Annotated in this window: 7 protein-coding genes; all 7 read left to right on the top strand. The window is 74.0% G+C overall.

The annotated features are described in order from the left end of the window. The first annotated feature begins 177 nt into the window (after positions 1–177). From GQS09_RS14970 to GQS09_RS14940, 7 genes are read left to right on the top strand one after another with little or no spacing between them, the layout of a single operon-like run. The gene (locus tag GQS09_RS14970; protein WP_207957846.1) at positions 178–1,137 is read left to right on the top strand and encodes a complex I subunit 1 family protein; all 960 of its coding nucleotides are present in this window, start codon (positions 178–180) and stop codon (positions 1,135–1,137) included. 47 nt (positions 1,138–1,184) lie between these two features. Further along, a complete protein-coding gene (locus tag GQS09_RS14965; protein WP_165986560.1) occupies positions 1,185–1,811 on the top strand; it encodes a 4Fe-4S binding protein in 627 nt (208 codons plus the stop codon). A gap of 5 nt (positions 1,812–1,816) precedes the next feature. After that, positions 1,817–2,398 carry an NADH-quinone oxidoreductase subunit J gene (locus tag GQS09_RS14960; protein ID WP_399552517.1) on the top strand — a complete coding sequence of 194 codons (582 nt, stop codon included), beginning with the start codon at positions 1,817–1,819 and terminating at the stop codon, positions 2,396–2,398. After that, a complete protein-coding gene (gene nuoK, locus GQS09_RS14955) occupies positions 2,399–2,794 on the top strand; it encodes an NADH-quinone oxidoreductase subunit NuoK (RefSeq protein WP_165986556.1) in 396 nt (131 codons plus the stop codon). After that, positions 2,795–4,726: an NADH-quinone oxidoreductase subunit L gene (locus GQS09_RS14950; RefSeq protein WP_165986555.1), complete on the top strand. Its 1,932-nt coding sequence runs from the start codon at positions 2,795–2,797 to the stop codon at positions 4,724–4,726. Positions 4,727–4,756: 30 nt separating this feature from the next. Beyond that, on the top strand, positions 4,757–6,457 hold the full coding sequence (locus tag GQS09_RS14945; RefSeq protein WP_165986558.1) for a NuoM family protein: 1,701 nt from the start codon (positions 4,757–4,759) through the stop codon (positions 6,455–6,457). After that, a complete protein-coding gene (locus GQS09_RS14940) occupies positions 6,454–8,133 on the top strand; it encodes an NADH-quinone oxidoreductase subunit N (RefSeq protein WP_165986554.1) in 1,680 nt (559 codons plus the stop codon). The genes GQS09_RS14945 and GQS09_RS14940 overlap by 4 nt, the downstream gene beginning before the upstream one ends. Positions 8,134–8,327 lie beyond the last annotated feature (194 nt).

Here is an 8,327-nt window from a genome sequence, read left to right as displayed (position 1 = left end):
CTCCGCGAGCCAGCGCGGGGCGGGCGAGGAGCCCTCCGCCTCCGGCGAGGAAGGTGCCGCGCCCGCCGAGGGCCGGCAGCCGCGCACCGCAGGGGGGCCGGGGCGGCGCAGCGGGGACGCGCCGTGGCTGCGCTCCGGGCGGCGCGACTCCTCCGCGAGCGGTGAGGAGGAGAGCTGATGGACGTGCTGGACGTGTCGCTGCGGATCGGCGGCGTGCTGCTCGCCTTCCTGCTGCTGCCCCTGCTGGTCGGCCAGGCCGAGCACAAGGTCATGGCCCACATGCAGGGCCGCGTCGGTCCCATGCACGCGGGCGGCTTCCACGGCTGGGCACAGCTCGTCGCCGACGGCGTCAAGTTCGCGCAGAAGGAGGACGTGGTCCCGCAGGGCGCGGACCGCACCCTCTTCCGGCTCGCCCCCGCCGTGGCGCTCATCCCCTACCTGATCGTGCTGATCGCCATCCCGGTCGGCCCCGGGGGCCTGGTCGGCGAGGTCATCGACGCCGGCATCTTCTTCGTCCTCGCCGTCCTCGGCATCGGTGTTCTCGGCTCGCTGATGGGCGGCTGGGCCTCGGCCAACAAGTACTCGCTGCTCGGCGGCCTGCGCACGGCCGCCCAGCTGATGGCCTACGAGCTTCCGCTGATCCTGGCCGCCGCCTCCGTGGTGATGGCCGCCGGAACCCTCAGCCTGCCCGGCATCCTGGACACCTTCGCATGGTGGTGGGTGCCGTGGCAGATCATCGGCGCCTTCGTCTTCTTCACCGCCGGCATCGCCGAGCTGCACCGGCCGCCCTTCGACGCACCCCTCGCGCCCGAGGAGATCATCTTCGGCGCCTTCACCGAGTACTCCGGCCTGCGCTTCGCGCTGTTCCTGCTCGCCGAGTACGCCGGCATCGTGGTGATCTCCGCGCTCACCGCCGTCCTCTTCTTCGGCGGCTGGCACGGGCCGCTGCCCGACCAGCTCGGCTGGCTGTGGACCGTGCTCAAGACGGCCGTCCTCTGCTTCCTGGTCATCTGGGCGCGCGTCGCCTGGCCGCGGCTGCGCGTGGACCAGATCCAGCGTTTCGCCTGGACCGTCCTCGTCCCGCTCGCCCTGGCGCAGATCGCGCTCACCGGCGTCGTCAAGGTGGTGTTCCTGTGACCCTCGGTTCCGGACTGGCCAAGGGACTGGCCGTCACCTTCCGCGCCATGACCCGGCGGGCCGTCACCCAGCAGTACCCGGAGAAGCTGCCCGAGCTGCCGCCCCGCAGCCGCGGCGTGATCGGCCTGTTCGAGGAGAACTGCACGGTCTGCATGCTCTGCGCCCGGGAGTGCCCGGACTGGTGCATCTACATCGACTCGCACAAGGAGACCGTGCCGCCCGCCGCGCCCGGCGGACGCGAGCGCAGCCGCAACGTCCTGGACCGCTTCGCCATCGACTTCGCGCTCTGCATGTACTGCGGGATCTGCATCGAGGTCTGCCCCTTCGACGCGCTGTTCTGGTCGCCCGAGTTCGAGTACGCCGAGACCGACATCCGCGACCTCACCCATGAGCGCGACAAGCTGCGCGAGTGGATGTGGACGGTGCCGGAACCGCCCCCGCCGGACACCGCCGCCGAGGAGCCCAAGGAGATCGCGGCCGCCCGCAGGACCGCGGACAAGCGCGCCGCGGAACAGGCCGCCCAGCAGGCAGGGCAGCCCCGGGCCGGGCAGCAGCGGGAACACGGACAGCCGGGGGAGCAGGGAGAGCAGCGGGAGCGGGGAGAGCAGCGGGAACGGGGAGAACGGGCGGAGCCGGGAGAGCCGGGGGAGCCGGGGGAGGGGAACGAGCCGTGACCGCGCTGCTCGGGCCCGCCGTGCTGACCGCGGCACCCGGCGAGACCCGCGAATTCCTGTCCCCGACCGGCGTGGAGATCGTCTTCGTGCTGGTCGGACTGGTCACCCTGGGCGCCGCCATCCTCTGCGTCACCAGCCGGCAGCTGGTGCACGCCGCCCTCTACCTGGTCGTCGCGCTCGGCGGCCTCGCCGTCCACTACCTGCTGCTGACCGCCGAGTTCATCGCCTGGGTGCAGGTGCTGATCTACCTCGGCTCCGTGGTCGTGCTGCTGCTCTTCGGGCTGATGCTGACCCGTGCGCCCATCGGCCCCTCCCCGGACGCCGACTCCCGCAACCGGCCGGTGGCGCTGGCGGTCGCCGTACTGGCCGCCGCCACCCTCGTCACCCTGGTCGTCGACGCCTTCCGCACCGCCTTCATCGACCTGGACACCCCGCACGGCCGCTCCTCCGACATCGGCACCAGCCTGTTCCGGCACTGGGTGCTGCCGTTCGAGCTGCTGTCGGTGGTGCTGCTGGCGGCCCTGGTCGGTGCCATCGTCATCTCCCGGAAGCGGGGCTCCGCACCCGCGGAGGAGGAGCAGCGCTAGATGCATCTGGTCTATCCCGCGGTGCTGTCCGCCCTGCTGTTCTGCGCCGGCGTGTACGGGGTGCTGGCCCGGCGCAACGCCATCCTGGTGCTGATGTCGGTCGAGCTGATGCTGGCCGCCGTCGGCCTCAACTTCGTCGCCTTCGACGTCTGGCTGCGCGACGCCCTGCACTCCGGTCAGGTCTTCACCCTCTTCCTGATCGCGCTGGCCGCCGCCGAGATCGGCATCGGCCTGGCCATCGTGCTGCTGGTGTACCGCACCCGCGGCGACAACGCCGTGGACCGGCTGCGGGAGCTCGGCGACCGCCGCACCGACCTCCGCGGAGACGACACGGCGGACGCGGCGGCGGAGGCCCCCGCCGCGGATGACGCCCGGGAGCGAGAGGCAGCCGCCTGAGTGAACACCATCACCGCCGCCGTCCTCGTCCCGCTGCTGCCCTTCGCCGCCGCGGCCCTCATCCTGCTCACCGGGCGCTCCGCGCCCGGCTTCGTCCGCCCGCTGGCCGTGCTCCCCACCCTCACCGCGGCCGGCCTCGCCGTCCTGGTCGCCGTCCGCCAGGGCGAGGACCACCGGACCCTGTACGCCGCCACCGAACTCACCCCCACCGGCGACGCCGCCCTGCCCATCAGCCTCGCCCTGCAGCTCGACGGGTACGCCGTGCTGGTCGGCGTGCTGGTCGCGGTCGTGGCCTCCGGCGTGCAGATCTACTCCACCGGGTATCTCCGCGACGACCCCCGCTACCCCTCCTACGCCGCCCTGGTGTCGCTGTTCACCGCGGCCATGCTGCTCGTCGTCTACACCGACGACCTGATGGTGCTGCTGGTCGGCTGGGAGGTCATGGGCATCTGCTCCTACTTCCTGGTCGGCCACTACTGGGAGACGCCCGCCGCCCGCGCCGCCTCGCTCAAGGCGTTCCTGGTCACCAAGCTCGGCGACGTGCCGTTCCTGATCGGCATCCTCGCCCTGGCCACCGAGACCGGCACGTTCCGCATCAGCGGCATCGTCGGCAGCTTCACCGGCGACGGCGCCACCGCGCCCGGCCACCCCACCCTGATCGCGCTGCTGCTGCTCGCGGGCGTGGCCGGCAAGTCCGCCCAGGTGCCGCTGCACACCTGGCTGCCCGACGCCATGGCCGGCCCCACCCCGGTCTCCGCCCTGATCCACGCCGCCACCATGGTCGCCGCCGGGGTCTACGTCATCGCCCGCCTGCTGCCCGTCTTCACCGCCTCCGCCGCCGCCCTGGTGGTGCTGGCCGTGATGGCCGCGCTCACCATGACCGGCTCCGCCCTGGCCGCCCTCGCCCAGGACGACCTCAAACGCGTGCTGGCCTGGTCCACCATCGGCCAGCTCGGCCTGATGACCGGGGCCCTGGCCGTCGCCGACCGGCAGGCCGCCGTCTTCCACCTGCTCACCCACGGCGCGTTCAAGGCCCTGCTCTTCCTCTCCGCCGGCGTGCTCATCCACGCCGCCGGCACCGGCTCGCTGTCCGCCCTGGCCCGCATGCGCGACCTGCGGCACAGCGCCCCCGACGCCTTCTGGGGGCTCACCATCGGGCTGCTCGCCCTGGCCGCGATCCCGCCGTTCGCCGGCTTCTTCTCCAAGGAAGCGGTGGTCGCCGCCGCCGAGCATGCCGCCGCCGGCAGCGCGGAGAGCGCCGCCGCGACCGCGGCCGTGCCGGTGGCCGCCGGCTGGACCGTGCTGATCGCCGCCGTGGTCACGGCCCTGCTCACCGCCGGCTACGCCACCCGGCTGTGGCTGATGGCCTTCCACGACCCGGTCGGTGCCCGGCCCGAGCCCGCCCCCCGCCCTGCGCCCGTCTCCCCGGCCATGACGGCGGTGCTGTGGCTGCTGATCCTCCCGACGCTCGGCCTGGGCTTCGCCTCCGGATGGCTGCCGGACTGGTTCCAGGGCACCTCCCTGGTACCGGACTGGGAAAGCACCACCGTCATCACCACCACCGGCGCCGCCCTGCTCGGTGTGCTGCTCGCCTACGGCGCCTGGCGCCGCCGCTACGAGACGGACGACGCCGCCGACCCCGGCCCCGCCCTGCTCGGCCGCCTCTTCCCGCACGCCGCCGCCGGCTTCCGCCTGGACGCCGTCTACGCCGCGCTGTTCGTCCTCCCCGTCAACGGGGCCGCCCGGCTGGTCCGCTTCCTGGACCGGGAGGTCGTCGGCGGCTACGTGCGCGGTGCGGCCACCGTCCCCGGCCTGCTCGGCGCCCTCACCCGCCGCGCCCAGACGGGCAATGTGCAGACCTATCTCAGCGTGCTGGCCGCCGGCGCCCTGGTGCTGGCCGCCACCGCCGTCCTCACCACCGCCGGAGGGTGAGCCGAAGTGATCACCATCGACGAGACCCTGATGCAGTGGCTGCTGGGCGCCGTGGTGGCGCTGCCCCTGCTCGGCGCGGCCGCCGCCCTGCTGCCGGCCCCGCCCGGACTGCGCGGCCGGGACCCGGAACAGGCCGTGCTGCGGCACGGCGTCACCGTCACCGGCGTGGTGCTGGCCGCCGCCGTGCTGCTCGCCGCCGGCTTCGACACCGGCCAGGCGGCCCGGATGCAGGCCGAGACCGACCTGGAGTGGATTCCCGCCCTCGGCATCCACCTCCGCCTCGGCGTCGACGGCGTCTCCCTGCCGCTGCTGGTGCTCACCGCCCTGCTGACCTTCCTCTGCGCCCTCCACTCCTACGCCAGGATGCCGGAGGGGCCCAGCGCCCGGGGCTTCGTCGCCCTGCTGCTGGTCCTGGAGAGCGGCACCCTGGCCACCTTCGCGGTGCAGGACCTGATGCTGTTCTTCCTGGCCTTCGAAATGGTCCTGGTGCCGATGTACTTCCTCATCTCCCGCTGGGGCGGCGAGGACCGGGCCCGGGCCGCCTGGACCTTCATCCTCTACACCCTGCTCGGCTCGGTGGTGATGCTGCTCGGCCTGCTGCTCATCGGGCTGCACGCCGGCACCTTCGACATGACCGCCCTGGCCGGGCTCCAGGGCGCCACCATGAGCCGCTCCGTGCAGATCCTGGCGGTGCTGGCGCTCGGCATCGGCTTCGCCGTGAAGACCCCGATGTGGCCGCTGCACTCCTGGCTGCCCGACGCCCACACCGCAGCCCCGACGGCCGGGTCGGTGCTGCTGGCCGGGGTGCTGCTGAAGATGGGCACCTACGGCCTGGTCCGGATCGTGCTGCCGGTCGCGCCGGAGGGCGCCGAGTTCTTCGCGCCCTACCTGGCCGCCTTCGCCGTCACCGGCATCATCTACGGCTCCCTGGCCTGCCTCCACCTGGTCCGCCGCGGCTCGGGCGGCGACCTCAAGCGGCTCATCGCCTACTCCTCCGTCGGCCACATGGGGTTCGTGCTGCTCGGCATCGCCACCCTCACCCCGACCGGGGTCAACGGCGCCCTGTTCGCCAACATCGCCCACGGGCTCATCACCGGCCTGCTGTTCTTCCTGGCCGGCGCGGTCAAGGAACGCACCGGCACCACCCGGCTGGACGTGCTGGCGGGGGGCGGGGGCGCCCGCTTCTACGGCCGGGCCCCGCGCTTCGGCGGGGTGCTGGCCTTCGCCGCCGTCGCCTCCCTGGGCCTGCCCGGACTGGCCGGATTCTGGGGCGAGATGCTCGCCCTGCTCGGCGCCTACCGGCCGGCCGAAGGGCTCAGCCGGCCGGTGTTCCTCACCGCCATGGCGGTGGCCGCCTTCGGCACCCTGCTCACCGCCGCCTACCTGCTGATCGTGGTGCGCCGGGTCTGCATGGGCGACGCCCCGCCGCTCCCGCTCGCCCCCGGCGGAGCCAGCCCGCTGCCGTCCACCGCGCCCGAGACCACCGCCACCGCCGGCACCTCCGTCCCGGGCGGGGCCACGCCCGGCGACGCGGCGGCCGGGACGGTGGGCGAGGGCACCGTCACCGTCGCGGCCTCGCGCACCGGTGACCTCCCCGATCTGCGCGCGCACGAGTACGCGGCCTTCACCCCGCTGGTGCTGCTCACCCTGCTCGCCGGGCTGTGGCCCGCGGTCCTGCTCCATCTCACCGATCCCGCCGTGCAGAGCCTCCTGCCGGGAGTTGGCCCATGAACCTGATCCAGACCGTGGACTGGGCGGTCATCGCCCCGCCGGTGATCACCGCCGCCACCGCGCTCGCCGTCCTGGTGGCCGACGCGGCGCTGCCGAAGTCCTGGGCGGAGGGACGCCGCGGCGGGCCGCTCGGCGCGCTCGCCGTGCTCGGCATCGTCCTGGCCGGGCTCTCCCTGTATCCGCTGCGCTCCGGCGAGCGGGCCACCTTCTGCCTCACCACGGAAGCCGGCCACTGCTCCTACATCGCGGACAGCTTCGCGCTGATCCTGCAGCTCCTGGTGCTGGCCGGGGCGCTGCTGACCGTGCTGATCAGCCTGCCCGAGGCGGCGGCCGGCCGGGCCGCCCCGCCCGGGGCGCAACGCCGCCGCCCGCTGCCCCCGGGCGAGTTCTGGTTCCTGCTGCTGTCCTCGGTGACCGGCGCGGTGCTGCTGCCCGCCGCCCGCGATCTGGCCACCCTGGTCCTCGCCCTGGAAGCCACCACCCTGCCGGCCTACGCGCTGGTCGGGCTGCGCCGCGCCGGGCTGGGCCCGGAGGCGGCGCTGAAGTTCTTCCTGTCCTCGGTCACCGCCACCGCCGTCGGGCTGCTCGGCATCAGCTTCGTCTACGCGGGCGCCGGCAGCCTGTTCCTGGCCGAGATCGCCGCCGCGCTGCCCGAGGCGGACCCGGCGCTGGCCACACTGGCCGAGGCCGGGGTGGTCCTCACCCTGGTGGCCTTCGCCTTCAAGGTCTCCGCGGTGCCGTTCCACTTCTGGGTGCCCGAGACGTATCTGGGCGCCCCGCTGCCGGTGGCCGCCTTCCTCTCCGTGGTCAGCAAGACGGCCGGGCTGGCGGGGCTGATCCTGGTCGCGGTCGGCGCCTTCCCCGGCTTCGGCGAGCTGTGGGGGCCGGCCGTGGCGGTCCTGGCCGGACTCACCATGACGGCGGGCAATGCCGCCGCGCTGCGCACCCGGCCCGATGCCCCGCACAGCGTGATCCGGCTGCTGGCCTGGTCCTCCGTCGCGCAGGCCGGCTACCTGCTGGTGCCGCTGGCCGGGGCGGCCCATGCCGAGGACTCGGCCGCCGCGCTCAACGCGGTCGGCGCCACCGTCGCCTACGCCCTGATGTACGGGGTGGTCAATCTCGGTGCCTTCGCCGTGGTGGTGTGGACGGCGGCCGGGCACCGGATCGACGACTACCGGGGGCTGGCCCGGCGCAGCCCGCTGACCGCGCTGGCCATGGGCTTCTTCCTGCTGTGCCTGGCGGGGCTGCCGCCGGGGCTGATCGGGCTGTTCGCCAAGGTCGCCGTCTTCCGGGCCGCCGTCGACTCCGGCCTGGGCGTCCTGGCCGTGGTCACCGCCGTGAACGTCGTTCTCGGTCTGGTCTACTACCTGCGCTGGACGGCGGTTCTGTTCCGCGAACCGTCCCCCGAGGAGCCGGCCGCCGGGGAGCGGGCCGCCGAGGAGCCGGCCGCCGAGGAGCCGGCCGGTGCGGAAGCCGCCGCCGGGAAGGGCGACGCCGGGGAGGGCGCGGTCCGTACCGCCACCGAGGCCCCGGCCCCGGCCCCCGCCGTGACCGCCGTGCGCCCCGGCACCAGGGCCGCCGCCGGGGCGGCCGTGGCCCTGGCCGCGGTGACCGCTCTGGTGCTGTCCGGCTGGCCGCAGCTCATTCTGCATTTCGCCTCCGGCGGCCTGTTCTGAGGGCCTCCGGCGCCCTCTGAAGGCGCCCGCGTGCGCCGCCGCGCCCACCAGGCCCGTTCGGGGGAACCGCCCGGCTACCCGTGGCGTTCTCTAGATCGGGAGTGTCCACTGTTAGTGGAGGGTTATTGGATAAACCGGAAAAACCGGGCTCCCCGTGCCCGGCCCCCGCCGGGCATTCCGCGTCCCCACGCAGC

The sequence above is a fragment of the Streptomyces sp. YIM 98790 genome, assembly GCF_011421595.1.
Classification (GTDB): domain Bacteria; phylum Actinomycetota; class Actinomycetes; order Streptomycetales; family Streptomycetaceae; genus Streptomyces.
This window is presented reverse-complemented; position numbering and strand designations above follow the sequence as displayed.